At 62.3% G+C, this 17708-nt stretch carries 18 protein-coding genes; 6 read left to right on the top strand and 12 right to left on the bottom strand.

Annotated elements, in window-relative coordinates:
* Positions 1-165 precede the first annotated feature (165 nt).
* A complete protein-coding gene (locus AD663_RS24960) occupies positions 166-2241 on the top strand; it encodes an AsmA family protein (RefSeq protein WP_003186329.1) in 2076 nt (691 codons plus the stop codon).
* Positions 2242-2350: 109 nt separating this feature from the next.
* On the opposite strand, the gene AD663_RS24955 is transcribed toward AD663_RS24960, so the two are convergent.
* Positions 2351-2881, bottom strand: coding sequence for a bacterioferritin (locus tag AD663_RS24955; RefSeq protein ID WP_003186325.1), 531 nt, complete (start codon positions 2879-2881; stop codon positions 2351-2353).
* 216 nt (positions 2882-3097) lie between these two features.
* Here AD663_RS24955 and AD663_RS24950 point away from each other — a divergent pair, with 216 nt between their 5' ends.
* From AD663_RS24950 to AD663_RS24940, 3 genes are all read left to right on the top strand, one after another.
* Positions 3098-3988: a triacylglycerol lipase gene (locus AD663_RS24950; RefSeq protein ID WP_053214722.1), complete on the top strand. Its 891-nt coding sequence runs from the start codon at positions 3098-3100 to the stop codon at positions 3986-3988.
* A 210-nt stretch (positions 3989-4198) separates the two neighbouring features.
* Positions 4199-4501, top strand: coding sequence for a PsiF family protein (locus AD663_RS24945; protein WP_003186321.1), 303 nt, complete (start codon positions 4199-4201; stop codon positions 4499-4501).
* Between the two features lie 205 nt (positions 4502-4706).
* Positions 4707-5720, top strand: coding sequence for an AI-2E family transporter (locus AD663_RS24940; RefSeq protein ID WP_003186318.1), 1014 nt, complete (start codon positions 4707-4709; stop codon positions 5718-5720).
* A gap of 69 nt (positions 5721-5789) precedes the next feature.
* Here the strand turns inward: AD663_RS24940 and AD663_RS24935 are convergent, their stop codons facing one another.
* Positions 5790-7064 (bottom strand): Hsp70 family protein, encoded by a 1275-nt coding sequence (locus AD663_RS24935; protein ID WP_003186316.1) that lies wholly within the window; start codon positions 7062-7064, stop codon positions 5790-5792.
* 298 nt (positions 7065-7362) lie between these two features.
* On the opposite strand from AD663_RS24935, the gene AD663_RS24930 reads away from it, so the two are divergent.
* Together AD663_RS24930 and AD663_RS24925 are read left to right on the top strand one after the other, a co-directional pair.
* Entirely contained in the window at positions 7363-8304 is a 942-nt protein-coding gene (locus AD663_RS24930) for a DnaJ C-terminal domain-containing protein (RefSeq protein ID WP_003186315.1), read from the top strand.
* Between the two features lie 59 nt (positions 8305-8363).
* Positions 8364-8663 carry a chaperone modulator CbpM gene (locus AD663_RS24925; protein WP_003186311.1) on the top strand — a complete coding sequence of 100 codons (300 nt, stop codon included), beginning with the start codon at positions 8364-8366 and terminating at the stop codon, positions 8661-8663.
* A gap of 107 nt (positions 8664-8770) precedes the next feature.
* Here the strand turns inward: AD663_RS24925 and ureC are convergent, their stop codons facing one another.
* From ureC to urtB, 10 genes are all read right to left on the bottom strand, one after another.
* The gene (ureC, locus tag AD663_RS24920; protein ID WP_003186309.1) at positions 8771-10471 is read right to left on the bottom strand and encodes an urease subunit alpha; all 1701 of its coding nucleotides are present in this window, start codon (positions 10469-10471) and stop codon (positions 8771-8773) included.
* Between the two features lie 144 nt (positions 10472-10615).
* Positions 10616-10924 (bottom strand): urease subunit beta, encoded by a 309-nt coding sequence (locus AD663_RS24915; RefSeq protein WP_053214721.1) that lies wholly within the window; start codon positions 10922-10924, stop codon positions 10616-10618.
* Positions 10921-11454: an N-acetyltransferase gene (locus AD663_RS24910; protein ID WP_053214720.1), complete on the bottom strand. Its 534-nt coding sequence runs from the start codon at positions 11452-11454 to the stop codon at positions 10921-10923. Before AD663_RS24910 ends, AD663_RS24915 begins: the two co-directional genes overlap by 4 nt.
* A 5-nt stretch (positions 11455-11459) precedes the next feature.
* Positions 11460-11993, bottom strand: coding sequence for a GNAT family N-acetyltransferase (locus AD663_RS24905; protein WP_053214719.1), 534 nt, complete (start codon positions 11991-11993; stop codon positions 11460-11462).
* A gap of 9 nt (positions 11994-12002) precedes the next feature.
* Complete coding sequence (ureA, locus tag AD663_RS24900; protein WP_003186301.1) at positions 12003-12305, bottom strand: urease subunit gamma; 303 nt, start codon at positions 12303-12305, stop codon at positions 12003-12005.
* Between the two features lie 151 nt (positions 12306-12456).
* A complete protein-coding gene (locus AD663_RS24895; protein ID WP_053214718.1) occupies positions 12457-13308 on the bottom strand; it encodes an urease accessory protein UreD in 852 nt (283 codons plus the stop codon).
* Between the two features lie 30 nt (positions 13309-13338).
* On the bottom strand, positions 13339-14037 hold the full coding sequence (gene urtE / locus AD663_RS24890; RefSeq protein ID WP_003186296.1) for an urea ABC transporter ATP-binding subunit UrtE: 699 nt from the start codon (positions 14035-14037) through the stop codon (positions 13339-13341).
* Positions 14038-14170: 133 nt separating this feature from the next.
* Entirely contained in the window at positions 14171-15040 is an 870-nt protein-coding gene (urtD, locus tag AD663_RS24885) for an urea ABC transporter ATP-binding protein UrtD (RefSeq protein WP_003186293.1), read from the bottom strand.
* Positions 15040-16116 (bottom strand): urea ABC transporter permease subunit UrtC, encoded by a 1077-nt coding sequence (gene urtC / locus AD663_RS24880; RefSeq protein WP_003186292.1) that lies wholly within the window; start codon positions 16114-16116, stop codon positions 15040-15042. Before urtC ends, urtD begins: the two co-directional genes overlap by 1 nt.
* Positions 16116-17618, bottom strand: a complete 1503-nt coding sequence (gene urtB, locus AD663_RS24875) for an urea ABC transporter permease subunit UrtB (protein ID WP_053214717.1) — start codon at positions 17616-17618, stop codon at positions 16116-16118. The genes urtC and urtB overlap by 1 nt, the downstream gene beginning before the upstream one ends.
* Between the last annotated feature and the right edge of the window lie 90 nt (positions 17619-17708).

The raw sequence follows: 17708 nt of genomic DNA, 5'->3' as shown, positions 1-17708 counted from the left end.
AGCTGGCGGATCGGTCAGGATTTCGACATTTTTCAGACCGTTCATCGTGTCTGGTGTTAAACCTGTCAGCCGTTTCGCCAGTCCTACTATTCGTACGAGCCGATTACAGGCTCGCCTTCAAAGCGTCGCGGTCTGGACGCTGATTCGTCATCAGGAGCCTTGTGCATGACGCGCACCTCAAAAATCCTCGCCTGGAGCTTCGCCAGCCTTGTTGTCCTGCTGGCAGTGCTGGTGCTGATCATCGCGTTTTTCGATTGGAACCGCGTCAAACCCGTGCTCAACACCAAGGTTTCCGAGGAGTTGCATCGCCCGTTTGCCATCAACGGCAACCTGGCGGTGATCTGGCAGCGCGAGCCGGAGGAAGGCGGCTGGCGAGCCTGGCTGCCGTGGCCCCATGTGGTGGCCGAAGACTTGAGCCTGGGCAACCCGGATTGGTCGAAAACTGCGCAAATGGTCACCCTCAAGCGCGTCGAGTTACGCATTTCCCCCTTGGCGTTGCTGGCCCGGCGCGTGGTGATTCCGCGCATCGACCTGACGGAGCCCGACGCGAACCTGCAACGCCTGGCCGACGGACGCGCCAACTGGACCTTCCAGTTCGACCCGAAAGACCCGGACGCCGAACCGTCCAGTTGGGTCGTGGACATCGGCGCCATTGGCTTTGACAAAGGCCACGTCACCTTGGACGACCAGGCGCTGAAGACCCGCCTCGACCTGGTGGTCGATCCGCTGGGCAAGCCCATTCCGTTCAGTGACATTGTTGGTGACAAGGCCGCCCAAAAAGCCCGGGACCAGGGCGCGGCACCGCAAGACTATGCGTTCGCCTTCAAGGTCAACGGCCAATATCACGGGCAAGACCTGGGTGGATCCGGCAAGGTCGGCGGCCTGCTGGCGTTGCAGGATACTTCACGACCCTTTCCGCTTCAGGCCCAGGCGAAGATCGGTAATACCCGCATCGAATTGGCCGGCACCCTCACCGACCCAACGAACCTCGGCGCCCTCGACCTGCGCTTGAAACTGGCCGGTAACAGCCTCGCCGGTCTCTATCCGCTGACCGGCGTGACCCTGCCGGATTCGCCGCCCTATGCCACCGACGGCCGCCTGATCGCCAAGCTCCACGAACCCGGCGGGGCGCTGTTTCGCTATGAGGCGTTCAACGGCAAGATCGGTGAGAGCGATATCCATGGCGACCTGGCCTATGTCGCCAGCCAGCCCCGGCCAAAACTCAGCGGCGCGCTGGTCTCCAATCAACTGCTGTTCAGCGATCTGGCGCCGCTGATTGGTGCCGATTCCAACACCGAGCAAAAGAACCGGGGCGGCGCCAGCAAGCAGCCTGCCGACAAGGTCTTGCCGGTGGAGGAGTTTCGCACCGAGCGCTGGAGCGTGATGGATGCCGATGTCGAGTTCACCGGCAAACGCATCGTCCACAGCGCGCAATTGCCGTTCACCGACCTCTACACGCACCTGGTGCTCAACGATGGCCAACTGAGCCTGGAACCCCTGCGCTTCGGCGTGGCCGGGGGCCGTCTCGATGCGCAGATCCGTCTCAATGGGCATGCCCAACCGCTGGAAGGCCAGGCGAAGCTGACCGCGCGGGGCTTCAAGCTCAAGCAACTGTTCCCCGGCTTCGAACCGATGAAGACCAGCTTTGGCGAGCTGAACGGCGACGCCGATATCAGTGGCCGTGGTAATTCAGTGGCGGCGCTGCTGGGCACTTCCAACGGCACCCTGAAAATGCTCATCAACGACGGCGCCATCAGCCGCGAACTGATGGAGTTGGCGGGGCTGAACGTGGGTAATTATGTGGTGGGAAAGGTCTTTGGCGACAAGGAAGTGAAGATCAATTGCGCGGCAGCGGACTTCGACATCAAGACAGGCCTGGCGACCACTCGCCTGTTTGTGTTCGATACCGAGAACGCGATCATCTACATCGATGGCACGGCGAACATGGCGACCGAGCAGTTGGACCTGACCATTACCCCGGAATCCAAGGGCTGGCGGCTGATTTCCCTGCGCTCGCCGCTGTATGTGCGCGGCGCGTTCGCCAAGCCTGCCGCCGGCATCAAGGCGGTGCCGCTGATGCTACGCGGTGCCGGGATGGTCGCGCTGGGCGTGATCGCCGCGCCGGCAGCCGGGCTGCTGGCGCTGGTGGCCCCCAGCGGTGGCGAACCGAACCAGTGCGCGCCGTTGCTGGAGCAGATGAAGGCAGGCAAGGCACCGGTGACCGTCAAGCCAACTCGGTAATCTGCGCCAAGGCGACTGACCCTATCGCGAGCAAGCTCGCTTCCACACCGGATCGCATCATTCCTCATCCGATGTGGGAGCGAGCTTGCTCGCGATGGGGCCCCGGCAATTACAAATCGGCCAGGATGTCGGCCATGTCATCGGCATGCTCTTCTTCCTGGGCCAGGATGTCCTCGAAGATGCGCCGGGTGGTCGGGTCTTTTTCGCCGATGTACTGGATGATCTCTCGGTAGCTGTCGATGGCGATCCGTTCGGCCACCAGATCCTCGAACACCATCTCTTTCAGGGTGTTGCCCGCCACGTACTGGGCATGGGAGTGACGGGTCAACAGGTCGGGGTTGAACTCCGGCTCGCCGCCCAGTTGCACGATGCGCTCGGCCAGCCTGTCGGCATGTTCGGCTTCCTGGGTCGCGTGTTCGAGAAATTCGCTGGCCGCGACGCTGGCCTTGAGGCCGGTGGCCATGAAGTAGTGGCGTTTGTAGCGCAGCGTGCAGACCAGTTCGGTGGCCAGCGCTTCGTTCAGCAGGCGGATGATTTCCTGTCGATCGGCGTTATAGCCTTCGGTGACCGCGCCATTCTGGACATTCTGGCGCGCACGTTCGCGCAGGGTCGTGACGTCGGTCAGGTGCATGTCGCTCATCTCGTTCTCCTGTAGGCTGATCCGGTGAGGCGTCACGCTCTGCTGGCGTGATCGCTTTAGTTCTGAGTGATGCGATCCGGAAAAAGTTTTACTGGATGATTCACTGCGTAGCGCGCGGCAACTGACCGAGACGGGCAGGCTGAAGCGATGCGGGTGTCATAGACTGGTCATCATCGCTACCGATGCTGACCCCCTGTTGATCACAAGGATGTCGCCATGTCGCAACGCTGCGCCACTCGCTACCCGCTTGTATTGGTCCCGGGAATGCTCGGGTTCATTCGCCTGGTGTTGTATCCGTACTGGTATGGGATCGTCGAGGCGTTACGCCGGGATGGGGCCGTGGTCGTGGCGGTGAAGGTGTCGCCGCTGCATTCTTCCGAGGTGCGCGGTGAGCAGTTGCTGGCGCGGATCGACGAAGTCCTGCGACAAACCGGTGCGCAAAAGGTCAACCTCATCGGCCACAGCCAGGGGAGTCTCACCGCCCGCTACGCTGCGGCCAAACGCCCGGACCTGATAGCGTCGGTCACGTCGGTGGCCGGCCCCAACCACGGCTCGGAGCTGGCCGACTATCTGCAAACGCACTACCCGGCCGACAGCGCCAAGGGCCGTTTGCTCAGCGCCGCGTTGCGATTGATCAATGCACTGATGAGCCTGTTGGATACCGGCTATCGCGGGCCGAAGCTGCCAGTGGATGTCCATGCGTCCCATGCTTCGCTCACGACGGCAGGGGTGACTCTGTTCAACCAGCGTTTTGCCCAGGGATTGCCTGTCACCTGGGGCGGACAAGGGGCGGAGGAAGTCAACGGTGTACGTTACTACTCCTGGTCCGGGACCTTGCAGCCGGGCAAGACCGACAAGGGACGCAACCTGTTCGACGGCACGAATCGCAGCTGCCGCCTGTTCGCCCGCACCTTCGTTCGCGAGGCGGGGCAATGCGACGGCATGGTGGGACGCTACAGCTCGCACCTGGGCACGGTGATTGGCGACGATTATCCGCTGGATCATTTCGACATCGTCAACCAGTCGTTGGGGTTGGTGGGCAAGGGCGCCGAGCCGATCCGGTTGTTCGTTGAGCATGCGCAGCGGCTGAAGGCTGCGGGGGTTTAGATCGTCAAACAAGACCGCGTTATCGTTCTTCGCGAGCAAGCCCGCTCCCACAGTTGACAGCATTCCTTCTGAGGAACCCCGGTCGAATGTGGGGGCGGGCTTGCTCGCGAAGGCGGTAGATCAGGCATCGAAGCAGATGAAGGTGTAACAGGCTTTGTCTACACTGCATTTCATCGCCGTTCCGTTCGGGCGGCCACCAGGAGAAACACCATGAAGATGCTGCGTGTGCCTTTGTTGATGATCGGTTTGCTGCTCTGTTCCCAAGGCTTCGCCGCCACGGCCCAGCAAACCAAGATGACCACTTGCAACGCCGACGCCACGACCAAGGCCCTCAAGGGCGATGAGCGCAAAGCCTTCATGAGTACTTGCCTCAAGGCGACTCCAGCCGCCACGGCCGCCACACCGAGCACGCCGCAGGAGCGCATGAAGACCTGCAATGCCACGGCGACCACCCAGGCGCTTAAAGGCGATGCCCGCAAGGCGTTCATGAGCGATTGCCTGAAGAAGAAGTGAAAGCCTGGGTTTGCCTGAGCCTGTGAGGATCCTGTCGCGAGCCAGGCAAATCCAATGTGGGAGCGAGCTGGCCCGCGATGGCGCTCCCACAGCCGATGAAAAAATACCTGAACCCCGACGAAAGTCGGCCGATACAATGCCTAGTGCTGCCAATGGAAGGCTGGCAGACTGCCAATCCTTTCACGCCGTTCCGTTCTGAGGCTGTATGCCAACGTTTTCTCAGCGTCATGTGTTGTTGGTGATCAGTTGGGTCATCATTTTCGGTGGGTTGCTGCTGGTATTGCCGCTGCGCCTGTTGCCGAGCCTGTTGGCCGGGTTGCTGGTGTTCGAGCTGGTGAACATGCTCACCCCGCAATTGCAGCGCCTGATCGAAGGCCGGCGTGCCCGCTGGTTGGCGGTGGCGTTGCTGGGCACGCTGGTGGTCAGTGTGCTGACGTTGATTTTCGCCGGCGCCTTCAGTTTCCTGCTGCATGAAGCGGAAAATCCCGGCGCCTCCCTGGACAAGTTCATGGGCGTGGTCGACCGCGCCCGCGGGCAATTGCCACCGTTCATCGATGCCTACCTGCCGGCGAGCGCCGCCGAGTTCCGGGTGGCGATCGGTGACTGGATCAGCAAGCACCTGAGCGATTTGCAGCTGGTGGGCAAGGACGCGGCCCATATGTTCGTGACGTTGCTGATCGGCATGGTGCTGGGGGCCATCGTCGCGTTGCAGCGCATCCCCGACCTGACCAAGCGCAAGCCCCTGGCCGCCGCGCTGTTCGATCGCCTGAACCTGTTGGTCAAGGCGTTTCGCAACATCGTCTTCGCCCAGATCAAGATTTCCATGCTCAACACCTTCTTCACCGGGATCTTCCTGGCAGTGGTGCTGCCGCTGTTCGGCATCAAGCTGCCGCTGACCAAAACGTTGATCGTGATGACTTTCCTGCTGGGGCTGTTGCCGGTCATTGGCAACCTGATCTCCAACACACTGATCACTATCGTCGGGCTGTCATTGTCGATCTGGGTCGCCGTGGCGGCGCTGGTTTACCTGATCGTGATCCACAAGCTCGAATACTTTCTCAACGCTCGGATCGTTGGTGGGCAGATCAGCGCCAAGTCCTGGGAGCTGCTCATGGCGATGCTGGTATTCGAAGCCGCGTTCGGCCTGCCGGGGGTGGTGGCGGGGCCGATTTACTATGCCTACCTCAAGAGTGAGTTGAAGCAGGTGGGGATGGTTTGATCGGATAGGCGTCGCTTGTTCTGACGCCATCGCGAGCCTGCTCGCGATGGGCGCGCCGCAGAACTTGGATCAGACCTGGGTGCCGTAACGCTTCATCGCCTCGATTGCCAACCCACTGCCAATGCTGCCGAAGATGTTGCCTTCGACATGCCGCGCCTGGGGCAGCATCGCCGAGACGCTGTTGCGCAGTGCTGGGATGCCGCTGGAGCCGCCGGTGAAGAACACCGTATCGACCTGATCGACACGCACATTGGCATCGCCCAGCAGTTGCGCGACGCTGGCACGCACGCGCTCCAGCAATCCACCGATGGCCGATTCAAACAGCGCCCGGCTCAGGTCCACGCTCAATCCCGGCTCGATCCGGTCCAGGGGTAGGTGACGCTGGTCGGTGTGGGTCAGCTGGATCTTGGTCTCTTCCACTTCCATCGCCAGCCAATGCCCGGCGCGCTGTTCGATCAGATGGAACAACCGGTCGATGCCGCCGGTGTCCTCGATGTCATAGCGCATGCTGCCCAGGGCCAGGGTGGATTTTTGCGAGTACACCGCGTTGATGGTGTGCCAGGTCGCCAGGTTCATGTGGTGGCTGGTGGGCATGTAGGCGCCGCTTTTCATGCGGCTGCCATAGCCGAACAGTGGCATCACGCCCTGCAAGCTCAGTTGCTTGTCGAAATCGGTCCCGCCGATGTGCACGCCGCCGGTGGCGAGGATATCGGCGTGACGGTTGTCGTGGGTGCGGCGTTCGGGCGACAGGCGCACCAGGGAGAAGTCCGACGTACCACCGCCGATGTCGACGATTAGCACCAGCTCTTCTTTCTCGATGGTCGACTCGTAGTCGAAGGCCGCCGCGATGGGCTCGTACTGGAACGAAACGTCCTTGAAGCCGATGGCGCGAGCGACGTCCACCAGGGTGTTTTCCGCTTCCTGGTCAGCGAGTTCGTCGTCATCGACGAAAAACACTGGGCGACCCAGCACCACCTCTTCGAACTCCCGACCGGCGGTTTCTTCGGCGCGCTTCTTCAGTTGGCCGATGAACAGGCCCAGCAGATCCTTGAAAGGCATCGCCGTACCCAACACGCTGGTGTCGTGCTTGATCAGCTTGGAACCCAGCAGGCTCTTGAGCGAACGCATCAGCCGGCCTTCGTAGCCTTCCAGGTATTCGTGCAGGGCCAGGCGGCCATACACCGGGCGGCGTTCCTCGAGATTGAAAAAGACCACCGAGGGCAGGGTGATCTTGTCGTCCTCCAGCGCGATCAGCGTTTCCATGCCGGGGCGCAGCCAGCCGACCGTGGAGTTGGACGTGCCAAAGTCGATGCCGCAGGCACGGGCCGGGGATGCGTTTTTCATGTCTTTCGGGTTCCGGTTGAAAAAACGGCCGCGCAGTGTATGCCAGTGTGGCCCGGATTCGAAGGCCGGTTATCTGCTAATTCGCAAACGCTGGCCTTGAAAGACGCCTCAAGACCCCCAAACTTGCTGGCATGAGCCTGGTAGCCACAGGGCGGGTACAAAGAACCGCCACCGGCTGCCGATAAACTTCTGCTGCACCGCCCGGTCACAAACCTTGAGATCGGTCAAACTCCAGGACTTGTATCACGAGCATGCTGCGGGTGGCGGTGCGATATCGATAACGGATGGTGATCCTTCGATGGACTTCAAAGACTATTACAAGATTCTGGGGGTGGAGCCGACGGCGGACGACGCCACGATCAAGGCCGCCTATCGCAAATTGGCGCGCAAATACCACCCGGACGTAAGCAAGGAAAAAGACGCCGAGACCAAGTTCAAGGACGTCTCCGAAGCCTATGAAGCGCTGAAAAGCGCCGACAAGCGCGCCGAGTACGACGACCTGCGTCGTTATGGCCAGCACGGCCAGCCGTTCCAGGGCCCGCCGGGCTGGCAGAGCCGTGGCGGCTTTGGTGGCGGCCAGGATACGGGGGATTTCTCGGACTTCTTCAGTTCGATCTTTGGTAATCGCGGACCGGGTTTCGGTGGCGGACATTCAGGGCGCAGCGCCGGCCGTCGAGGGCAAGACGTGGAAATGGAATTACCGATCTTCCTGGAAGAGACCCTGTCGAGCGAGTCGAAAAAGGTCAGCTTCCAGGTGCCGCAGTACAACGCGGCCGGCCAGCACGTGAGCAATACCAGCAAAAGCCTGAACGTGAAGATTCCGGCTGGTGTGGCGGACGGCGAACGTATCCGCCTCAAGGGCCAGGGAGCGCCAGGTATCGGAGGTGGTGCCAATGGCGATTTGTACCTGACCATTCGTTTCGCGCCGCACCCCAAGTTCGACGTCGAAGGCCAGGACTTGATCATCACGTTGCCGCTGGCCCCGTGGGAACTGGCGCTGGGCACCGAAGTGGCGGTACCGACCCTCACCGGCAAGATCAACCTGAAGGTCCCGGCCGGCAGCCAGAATGGCCAGCGCATGCGCGCCAAGGGCCACGGCCTGCGCAACAAGGCCGGCGAGCGCGGCTACCTGTTCGTGCAGCTCAAGGCCGTGATGCCCAAGGCCAACGATGAAGCGGTCAAGGCACTGTGGGCAGAACTGGCGAAGAAAGCCGCGTTCGATCCGCGGGAGAATTTCTGATCGGTTGAACACAGCACCTGTGGCTAGACTCGACCGCTAAGGCATTGGGAGAACAGACCATGAACAACCCGATCATTGAACTGACTCTGACTGAATTCTGCGAGGCCGCCGCGTTGCAGGATGTCCACGTGATTGAGATTGTCGCCCATGGCATCCTCGAGCCCCACGGCGCGGCCCCGACGGATTGGCGTTTCACCGATTACGAACTTGTCCTGGCCCGCCGTGCGGCTAAGCTACGACGCGAACTGGAGCTGGAATGGGAAGGCGTCGCCCTGGCGCTGGACCTGCTGGAGGAAGTGCAGCAACTGCGTACCGAAAACCGCATGCTCAAGCAGCGGTTGGGGCGGTTGGTGGAGTGACTCGGATCTGAGTCAGACACTTACCTTGAACCGCAGATACCCCCTGTGGCGAGGGAGCAAGCTCCCTCGCCACGGGTGATGTGTTTGGCCGGGTATTCAACTGTTCATCAAAACAAGAAATACCGCTGCGCCATCGGCAACACCTCAGCCGGCTCACACCACAGCAACACCCCATCAGCCTTGACCTGATACGTCTGCGGATCAACGTCGATGCTCGGCAGGTAGTCGTTGTGGATCAGGTCAGTCTTTTGCACATCGCGGCAACCTTTGACCACGGCGATTTTTTTCTTCAAGCCTAATTGCTCCGGTAGACCCGCCTCGGCGGCGGCCTGGCTGATGAAGGTCAGGCTGGTGGCGTGGCGCGAGCCGCCGTAGCTGGCGAACATTGGCCGGTAGTGCACGGGTTGTGGCGTCGGGATCGAGGCGTTGGCGTCGCCCATCAGGCTGGCCGCGATGGCGCCGCCCTTGAGGATCAGGGTCGGCTTGACGCCGAAGAACGCCGGACGCCACAGCACCAAATCAGCCCACTTGCCCACTTCGATGGAGCCCACTTCATGGCTGATGCCATGGGTGATCGCCGGGTTGATCGTGTACTTGGCGATGTAGCGCTTGATGCGGAAGTTGTCGTTGCCTTCGCCATCGCCGGGCAGGGCGCCGCGTTGTTTCTTCATCTTGTCGGCGGTCTGCCAGGTACGCGTGATGACTTCACCGACGCGGCCCATGGCCTGGCTGTCGGAGCTGATCATCGAGAATGCGCCGAGGTCGTGGAGAATGTCCTCGGCGGCGATGGTCTCGCGACGGATACGGCTTTCAGCAAACGCCACGTCCTCGGCGATGCTTGGGTCCAGGTGATGGCAGACCATCAGCATGTCCAGGTGCTCGTCGATGGTGTTGCGGGTGAACGGCCGGGTCGGGTTGGTCGAGCTGGGCAGCACATTGGCGAAGCCGCAGGCCTTGATGATGTCCGGTGCGTGACCGCCACCCGCGCCTTCGGTGTGATAGGTGTGGATGGTGCGGCCCTTGAACGCTGCGAGGGTGGTTTCGACGAAGCCGGACTCGTTGAGGGTGTCGGTGTGGATCGCCACCTGCACATCGTACTGGTCTGCCACGCTCAGGCAGTTGTCGATGGCCGCCGGGGTGGTGCCCCAGTCTTCGTGCAGCTTCAGGCCGATGGCCCCGGCCTTGACCTGCTCGATCAACGGCTCCGGCAGGCTGGCGTTGCCCTTGCCAGTGAAACCAATGTTCATCGGGAACGCATCGGCGGCCTGGAGCATGCGCGCCAGGTGCCACGGCCCGGAAGTGCAGGTGGTGGCGTTGGTCCCGGTGGCCGGGCCCGTACCGCCACCGATCATGGTGGTGACGCCGCTCATCAGCGCCTCTTCAATCTGCTGCGGGCAGATGAAATGAATGTGAGTGTCGATGCCTCCGGCCGTGAGGATCATGCCTTCACCGGCAATCACTTCGGTGCTGGCGCCGATGGCGATGGTCACGTCGGGCTGGATGTCCGGGTTGCCGGCCTTGCCGATGGCCGCGATACGCCCGTCCTTGAGGCCGACGTCAGCCTTGACGATGCCCCAGTGATCAATGATCAGCGCGTTGGTGATCAGGGTGTCCACGACCTCGGCGGCCAGCAGTTGGCCTTGGCCCATACCATCGCGAATCACCTTGCCGCCGCCGAACTTCACCTCTTCACCGTAGGTGGTGAAGTCCTTTTCCACTTCGATCCACAGCTCGGTATCGGCCAGGCGGACCTTGTCGCCGACGGTGGGGCCGAACATGTCGGCATAGGCTTGTCTCGAAATCTTCATGTGCTTGCCTTGGAATTCAAAAATCGAAATGTGCGATCTACTGTGGCGAGGGAGCTTGCTCCCGCTGGGCTGCGCAGCAGTCCTCGCTTTTTTGCGGTTGCTGCGCAACCGAGCGGGAGCAAGCTCCCTCGCCACAAGGGCGTGTCAATCCAGATCGCCCATCACCCGCCCGGCAAACCCGAACACCCGCCGATGCCCGGCCAGATCGACAAGCTCCACCTCGCGACTCTGCCCCGGCTCGAAGCGCACCGCCGTGCCGGCCGGGATGTTCAGGCGCATGCCACGGCTGGCGGCGCGATCGAAGGTCAGGGCGTCGTTGGTTTCGAAAAAGTGATAATGCGAGCCGACCTGGATCGGCCGGTCGCCTCTGTTGGCGACTTTCAGCGTGAAGGTGCGACGGCCGACGTTGAGTTCGATGTCGCCGGGCTGGACCTGGTATTGGCCTGGAATCATTGCGGTTGCCCCAAAGTCTTGTAGTAGATGGCGGTCGGGCTGTAGGTCCCGTCCGGGCTCTGGCAGTAGTCGGGCAGTTCACCGACGCGGGTGTAGCCCATGGCGCGGTAGAACGCCTCGGCCTCTGAACCGGCCTCGGTGTCGAGGTACAGCAGGCCACGCTTGTTCTGGCGGGCGCCGAGTTCCAGGGCACTCATCAATTGCTGGCCCAGGCCGCGGCGGCGGGCCTCGCCGCGTACCAGCAGCTTCTGCACTTCGGCACGGTTGAGGCCGTTGGGCTTTTGGCACAGGGCAAGCTGGACGCTGGCCTGCACCTGTTCATCCTTGACCACCACCCACAGCAACAAGTGGCCCTGGTTGAGACCGGCCTGGACCTCGTCAAAATAGGCACGGGCCTGGACCGCATCGAGATCGGCCATGAACCCCACACTGGCGCCATACCCGACGGCATCGAGCAGCAGATCGATCAGGCCCTGGCGATAGTGCGCGAAGCTTTCAGCGTGGACTCGACGCAACTGGGCGGCGTTCATCGGTTTCACTCCTTGTTGGCGGCAGGCGGTAGCGCCCCGGGATTGAGGTTCAACTGCATGAAGGTCAGGTCCAGCCAGCGACCGAACTTGATCCCCACCTGAGGCATTTGCCCGGTGGTGACGAACCCGACCCGCTCATGCAGGCGGATCGAGGCCGCGTTGCCGCTTTCGATGGCGGCGACCATGATGTGTTTGGCGCAAACCCTGGCGCGTTCGATCAATGCGCTCATTAACCGTGGGCCGAGGCCATTGCCGCGTTGGTCGCTGCGCACATACACCGAATGCTCAACGGTGTGCCGGAAGCCGTCGAAGGGCCGCCAGTCGCCGAATGAAGCGTAGCCGAACACGTTGTCCTCGGCGTCGACCACCACCAGCACCGGGTAACCCTGGGCCTGCCGGGCGCTGAACCACGCCTGGCGGTTGCCCAGGTCCACGGGCTGGTCGTTCCAGATCGCGGTGGTGTTCAGCACCGCGTCGTTGTAGATGTCGCGGATCGCCGGCAGGTCGGTCGGCAGGGCGTCACGAACGAAGTAGGTCATGATGCGGCCTCAGGCGATGGGCTGGTGGACGGTGACCAGTTTGGTGCCGTCGGGAAACGTCGCCTCGACCTGGATCTCCGGGATCATTTCCGGGATGCCTTCCATCACCTGTTCGCGGCTCAACAGCGTGGTGCCGTAGTGCATCAGCTCGGCCACGGTCTGGCCGTCACGGGCGCCTTCGAGCAGGGCCGCGGAGATATAAGCCATGGCCTCCGGGTAGTTGAGCTTCAAGCCCCGAGCCAGTCGCCGCTCGGCCACAAGGCCGGCGGTGAAGATCAGCATCTTGTCTTTTTCGCGTGGGGTCAGGTCCATGTGCAATCCATAAGGGCAGATAAATAAATCGGGCTAAAAACATGTACCTCTGTGGGAGCGGGCTTGCTCGCGAATGCGGGCTCACATTCAACAGTTGAGTTGGCTGACACACCGCCTTCGCGAGCAAGCCCGCTCCCACAGGAAAGCAAATTCAGGTGCTCCAGATTCTCGGTGGTACGGCCTCTCGACCGAGCAGCGACGGGCGCAGAAGCCGCCACAATTCAATCAACCACCCCCGCGCCAGCAACGCTTCGCTCGCCAGGCAGCGCGCCACAATCAGCCCGGGCAATTGCGTCAGGTCGCCGCGCACTTCATGGCCCAGGGACCGGCACTGCTCCAGCAGTTCGCTGTCGATCTCACCGGTGACCAGCAACGTGGCAAACACCGGATTGCCGTCCAGGCCGATGGGCGAGTCGAGCAATCCGTCATCGCCCACAATGCGCTGGCGTTCATGCCACAGCAACTGGCCGTCGCGACGAATGTCCAGCCGCGATTGAAAGTGCCCGAGATCGAAGCGCTCGCCGCTGGCCGGTCGGCCGAGGGCAACCATGTCCCAGTAGAACAAACGTCCGTCGCCCTGCAGGTCGATGCGGGTGCTGAGCTCAGCCTGGGCCGCGCTGAACACGATGGTTTCCTGGGGCAGCCATTCCAGCGTTCCGCCGGGGGCCACGCTCAGGGTCAGTTGTTGGTACGCCGGGCCGGCGGCGCGATACCACTTGGCTGCGCCGGGGCTGGTCAGTTGCGCCCAGGCGCCGCTGTCAATGTGCGCTGAAATATCCAGGCGATCACCGCCGGCAATCCCGCCGGGCGGGTGGACGATGATGTGCTGGCAGACCTCGGGCCCTTCGGCATACAAGTGTTTTTGCACCCGCAGCGGGCCTGTGTGGCGACGCTGGACCGGCCGTGTGCTGTCGCTGAATCGGGCGTAGCCCAGCTCCAACTCGGCATGCCAGCTAGGGGTGAACAGGGCCGAAGGCACCAATGGAGAGACGGGTAGGTTCATGATTTCCAATGATCGTCAGGACGTTACAGACTAGATCGTAACCAGCCCGCGCACACCCTCGGCTTCCATATTTTCTCCGCGCCCCTGCTGCACGATCTCGCCCCGGGACATCACCAGGTATTGATCGGCCAGCTCGGCGGCGAAGTCGTAGAACTGCTCCACCAACAGAATCGCCATGTCACCACGGGCCGCCAGTTTCTTGATCACCGCGCCGATTTCCTTGATCACCGAGGGCTGGATGCCTTCGGTGGGCTCGTCGAGGATCAGCAGGCGCGGACGGCTGGCCAGGGCCCGGCCAATGGCGAGCTGCTGTTGCTGGCCGCCGGACAAGTCACCGCCACGGCGCTGTTTCATCTGCAGCAGCACCGGGAACAATTCGTAGATAAACGCCGGCACTTCCTTGGCCTCGGCGCCGGGAAAACGCGACAGGCCCATCAGCAGGTTTTCCTCTACTGTCAGCCGGCCGAAAATCTCCCGGCCCTGAGGCACATACGCAATGCCGGCGTGCACCCGTTGGTGCGGCTTGAAGGTGGTGATGGCCTTGCTCTCCCAATTGACCGCGCCTTCCTTGGCCGGCAACAGGCCCATCAGGCATTTGAGCAGGGTGGTCTTGCCCACGCCGTTGCGCCCCAGCAGGCAGGTTACTTCGCCGACCTTCACATCGAAGGACAGGCCCCGCAGGATGTGGCTACCGCCGTAGTACTGGTGCAGCTTGTCGACTTGCAGCATGTCTTAAATCCCCTCAAATCCCCTGTGGGAGCGGGCTTGCTCGCGAAGAGGTCGGTATATCCAACATATTTTTCAACTGACACACCGCCTTCGCGAGCAAGCCCGCTCCCACAGGGAGTATGTGTTTGCAGGTCTATCGACCGAGATACACCTCGATCACCCGCTCATTGTCCTGCACCTGTTCCAGCGACCCTTCGGCCAGCACGCTGCCTTGGTGCAGCACGGTGACGTGGTCGGCAATCGCGCCGACGAAGCCCATGTCGTGCTCCACTACCATCAGCGAATGCTTGCCCGCCAGGGATTTGAACAGTTCGGCGGTGAAGTCGGTTTCAGCGTCGGTCATGCCCGCCACGGGTTCGTCGAGCAGCAGCAGTTGCGGGTCCTGCACCAGCAACATGCCGATCTCCAGGAACTGCTTCTGCCCATGGGACAACAGTCCGGCAGCGCGATTGACCGAGGGGGTGAGGCGAATGGTTTCCAGCACTTCGCTGATACGGTCGTGCTGTTCGCCAGTCAATTTTGCCCGCAGGCTGGCCCACACCGACTTGTCGGTCTTGAGTGCCAGCTCCAGGTTCTCGAACACGCTCAAGGCCTCGAATACCGTGGGCTTCTGGAACTTGCGCCCGATGCCGGCCTGGGCGATCTGCACTTCGCTCATGCTGGTCAGGTCCAGGGTTTCGCCGAACCAGGCCTTGCCGTGGCTGGGTCGGGTCTTGCCGGTGATGACGTCCATCAAGGTGGTCTTGCCCGCACCGTTGGGGCCGATGATGCAGCGCAATTCACCGACGCCGATGTACAGGTTCAGGTCGTTCAAGGCCTTGAAACCATCGAAGCTGACGCTGATGTCCTCCAGGGTCAGGATGGTGCCATGGCGGGTGTTCAGGCCAACGCCTGCCGCTTGGCCGAGGCCGATGGCGTCGCGGCTGCTGCCGGCGTCCTTGTTGGGTTCTGGCGGAAAGAAAGCGGGTTCGAGCATGAATTGAGCCGTTGGAGTGATTCGCATCATTCGCCCCTCTTTTTCAGCAACCCGATCACACCCTTGGGCAGGTACAGGGTCACGACGATGAACAGCGCGCCAAGAAAGAACAACCAATACTCAGGAAACGCCACGGTGAACCAGCTCTTCATGCCGTTGACCACCCCGGCGCCCAGCAACGGCCCGATCAGCGTGCCGCGCCCGCCGAGGGCCACCCACACGGCGGCTTCGATGGAGTTGGTCGGCGACATTTCGCTGGGGTTGATGATGCCCACCTGCGGCACATACAACGCCCCGGCCAGACCGCACAGGACCGCACTCAACACCCAGACGAACAGCTTGAAACCACGGGGATCGTAGCCGCAGAACATCAGACGGTTTTCCGCGTCACGCAGGGCCGTCAGTACCCGACCGAACTTGCTGCGGGCCAGGCGCCAGCCGATGAACAGGCTCGCCATCAGCAACAACACGGTGGCCAGGAACAGCACCGCCCGGGTGCCCGGCTCGGTGATGCCAAAGCCCAGGATCGAGCGGAAATTGGTGAAGCCGTTATTACCACCAAACCCGGTTTCGTTGCGGAAAAACAGCAGCATCCCGGCGAAGGTCAGGGCTTGGGTCATGATCGAGAAATACACGCCCTTGATCCGCGAACGGAAGGCGAAGAAACCGAACACCAGCGCCAGCAAACCTGGCGCCAGCACCACCAGGCACATCGCCCAGGCAAAGCTGCTGGTGCCGGTCCAGTACCAGGGCAGTTCGGTCCACGACAAAAAGGTCATGAACGCCGGCAAGTCATCCCCGGCCGCCTGGCGCATCAGGTACATGCCCATGGCGTAGCCGCCCAGGGCGAAGAACAACCCATGGCCGAGGGAAAGCAATCCGGCGTAGCCCCAGACCAGGTCCAAGGCCAGGGCGACGATGGCGTAGCAAAGAATCTTGCCCACCAGGGTCAACGTGTAAGCCGAGACGTGCAGCGGATTGTCCGCCACCAGCAACGACAGCAGCGGCAGGCTGAGCAACACCGCCAGGATCACCACGCCAACGGCGAGAGTGACTTTGGGACCGGCCTTTTGCGTGGCCGTGAGCATCAGGGGCTGGTTCATCAGTCGATTACCCGTCCTTTGAGCGCGAAGAGGCCTTGCGGACGCTTCTGGATGAACAGAATGATCAACGCCAGGATCAGGATCTTGCCGAGCACGGCGCCGATCTGCGGTTCGAGAATCTTGTTGGCGATACCCAGGCCGAACGCGGCGAACACACTGCCGGCCAACTGGCCGACGCCGCCGAGCACCACCACCAGGAACGAATCGATGATGTAGCTTTGGCCCAGGTCCGGGCCGACGTTACCGATCTGGCTCAGGGCCACGCCGCCCAGCCCGGCGATGCCTGAACCGAGGCCGAAGGCGAGCATGTCCACGCGGCCGGTGGGCACGCCGCAACAGGCGGCCATGTTGCGATTCTGTGTCACGGCACGCACGTTCAGGCCCAGGCGCGTCTTGTTCAGCAACAGCCAAGTCAGCACCACCACGAACAGCGCAAAAGCGATGATCACGATGCGGTTGTACGGCAGCACCAGGTTGGGCAACACCTGAATCCCGCCCGATAACCAGGCCGGGTTGGCGACTTCGACGTTCTGCGCGCCGAACACCAGGCGCACCAGTTGGATCAGCATCAGGCTGATACCCCAGGTGGCGAGCAAGGTTTCCAACGGGCGGCCGTAGAGGTGGCGGATCACCGTGCGCTCCAGGGCCATACCGATGGCCGCAGTGATGAAAAACGCCACCGGCAGGGCGATGAGCGGGTAGAACTCAATGGCGTTCGGGGCGAAGCGCTGGAACAGCATCTGCACCCCATAAGTGGAGTAGGCGCCAAGCATCAGCATCTCGCCATGGGCCATGTTGATCACCCCGAGCAAGCCGAAGGTGATCGCCAGGCCGAGGGCCGCGAGCAGCAGGATCGAGCCCAGGGACATGCCACTGAAGGCCTGGCCCAGTAGCTCGCCCACCAGCAGTTTGCGTTTGACTTGGGCGAGGCTGGTTTCGGCGGCGGTGCGTACACTGGCATCGCTTTCGATGCCGGGTTCTAGCAGGCTTTCGAGGCGGGTGCGGGCCAGCGGATCGCCGGTTTCCCCCAGCAAGCGAACGGCGGCCAGGCGCACGCCCGGGTTGGCGTCCACCAATTGCAGGTTCGCCAGGGCCAGGCTCAAGGCGGCATGTACCTCTTCGTCCTGCTCGCCGGCCAGTTGCCGGTCGAGGAACGCCAGTTGGGCCGGGCGGGCACTTTTTTGCAGCTGCTGCGCGGCGCCCAGGCGTGTGGGGGCATCGACGGCGAGCAGTTGATGGCTGGCGAGGGCGGTTTCGATCAGCCCGCGCAAGCGGTTGTTCAGGCGCAGAGTCTTGGGTTGGCCGTCGATGATCAATTGGCCTTGCTGCAAGGCGTTGATCAACTCGACGCGCTCAGGCTCAGGCTGCGCGGCCCAGGTCTCCAGCAGCTTGGCTTGCTGGGTCGGGTTGGCGGCGACGAAGTCTTCGGCGTCACCGGCGTGCGCCTCCAGTGGCAATAGCAGCACCAGGGCGAGGATGAGGCGGTAAAGGGCGGTGGGCATATTTGTTGGCCTTGCGCGGACTTCTATTGTGGGAGCGGGCTTGCTCGCGAAAGCCGTGTATCAGCTACATTCATCCTGGCTGACCCACCG

It is taken from the genome of Pseudomonas sp. Q12-87, from assembly GCF_001269755.1.
Taxonomy (GTDB): Bacteria; Pseudomonadota; Gammaproteobacteria; order Pseudomonadales; family Pseudomonadaceae; genus Aquipseudomonas; species Aquipseudomonas fluorescens_S.
Note: the sequence above shows the minus strand (reverse complement) of the source record. Positions and strands in the feature narration are given on the sequence as shown.

Bases quoted from the DNA above. Each gene is read 5' to 3' on its own strand.
- AD663_RS24960 (WP_003186329.1), top strand. From the start codon at position 166: ATGACGCGCACCTCAAAAATCCTCGCCTGGAGCTTCGCCAGCCTTGTT.
- AD663_RS24955 (WP_003186325.1), bottom strand. From the start codon at position 2,881: ATGAGCGACATGCACCTGACCGACGTCACGACCCTGCGCGAACGTGCG.
- AD663_RS24950 (WP_053214722.1), top strand. From the start codon at position 3,098: ATGTCGCAACGCTGCGCCACTCGCTACCCGCTTGTATTGGTCCCGGGA.
- AD663_RS24945 (WP_003186321.1), top strand. From the start codon at position 4,199: ATGAAGATGCTGCGTGTGCCTTTGTTGATGATCGGTTTGCTGCTCTGT.
- AD663_RS24940 (WP_003186318.1), top strand. From the start codon at position 4,707: ATGCCAACGTTTTCTCAGCGTCATGTGTTGTTGGTGATCAGTTGGGTC.
- AD663_RS24935 (WP_003186316.1), bottom strand. From the start codon at position 7,064: ATGAAAAACGCATCCCCGGCCCGTGCCTGCGGCATCGACTTTGGCACG.
- AD663_RS24930 (WP_003186315.1), top strand. From the start codon at position 7,363: ATGGACTTCAAAGACTATTACAAGATTCTGGGGGTGGAGCCGACGGCG.
- AD663_RS24925 (WP_003186311.1), top strand. From the start codon at position 8,364: ATGAACAACCCGATCATTGAACTGACTCTGACTGAATTCTGCGAGGCC.
- ureC (WP_003186309.1), bottom strand. From the start codon at position 10,471: ATGAAGATTTCGAGACAAGCCTATGCCGACATGTTCGGCCCCACCGTC.
- AD663_RS24915 (WP_053214721.1), bottom strand. From the start codon at position 10,924: ATGATTCCAGGCCAATACCAGGTCCAGCCCGGCGACATCGAACTCAAC.
- AD663_RS24910 (WP_053214720.1), bottom strand. From the start codon at position 11,454: ATGAACGCCGCCCAGTTGCGTCGAGTCCACGCTGAAAGCTTCGCGCAC.
- AD663_RS24905 (WP_053214719.1), bottom strand. From the start codon at position 11,993: ATGACCTACTTCGTTCGTGACGCCCTGCCGACCGACCTGCCGGCGATC.
- ureA (WP_003186301.1), bottom strand. From the start codon at position 12,305: ATGGACCTGACCCCACGCGAAAAAGACAAGATGCTGATCTTCACCGCC.
- AD663_RS24895 (WP_053214718.1), bottom strand. From the start codon at position 13,308: ATGAACCTACCCGTCTCTCCATTGGTGCCTTCGGCCCTGTTCACCCCT.
- urtE (WP_003186296.1), bottom strand. From the start codon at position 14,037: ATGCTGCAAGTCGACAAGCTGCACCAGTACTACGGCGGTAGCCACATC.
- urtD (WP_003186293.1), bottom strand. From the start codon at position 15,040: ATGCGAATCACTCCAACGGCTCAATTCATGCTCGAACCCGCTTTCTTT.
- urtC (WP_003186292.1), bottom strand. From the start codon at position 16,116: ATGAACCAGCCCCTGATGCTCACGGCCACGCAAAAGGCCGGTCCCAAA.
- urtB (WP_053214717.1), bottom strand. From the start codon at position 17,618: ATGCCCACCGCCCTTTACCGCCTCATCCTCGCCCTGGTGCTGCTATTG.